This window comes from Ensifer sp. 2TAB8 (genome assembly GCF_052115125.1).
In the GTDB taxonomy this organism is placed as follows: Bacteria; Pseudomonadota; Alphaproteobacteria; order Rhizobiales; family Rhizobiaceae; genus Ensifer.
Genome location: NZ_JBFRGB010000089.1, coordinates 1 through 509, shown reverse-complemented (window position 1 = coordinate 509; position 509 = coordinate 1). Strand labels below are relative to the sequence as shown.

Sequence of the window (509 nt, the reverse complement as noted above, 5' to 3'; positions counted from 1 at the left end):
CGTGGGCGATGCTCCCGAGCTGCACCAGGCACTGCTGGCCTACGCGTCGGCCTTCCACCTGCTGGGCACGGCGACCTTCCCGCACGGCATCAGCTACTACCATCCGCACGTGCAGATGGCCTCGCTGGACCACGCGATCTGGTTCCACCGCCCGTTCCGCGCCGACGATTGGCTGCTGTACTCGCTGGACAGCCCCAGTGCGCAGGATTCGCGCGGCCTGGCCCGTGGCCAGTTCTTCACCCGTGATGGCGTGCTGGTTGCCAGCACCGCCCAGGAAGGCTTGATCCGCGTGGTTCCGGACCAGGCAGCAGCGGCCGCCGTGCCGGCCAAGGATTGACCGATGCGTCAGATTTTCAGCAGCCAGCGCGTGGAAACCGTGGAAGGCGTGGCCGAGCTCCTGCGCAGCCACGACATCCAGGTGAAGGTCACCAACGGACGCTCGTACAAGACCCGTCGCCGGGGTCAGTTCAGCTATACCGACCTGGGCAATGCAGGCGCCTACCCTGCGG

Annotated in this window: 1 pseudogene; it reads left to right on the top strand. The window is 67.0% G+C overall.

Annotated elements, in window-relative coordinates:
- Positions 1-337: pseudogene (locus tag AB4Z53_RS35470) on the top strand (acyl-CoA thioesterase II); the annotation flags it as partial.
- Positions 338-509: the final 172 nt, after the last annotated feature.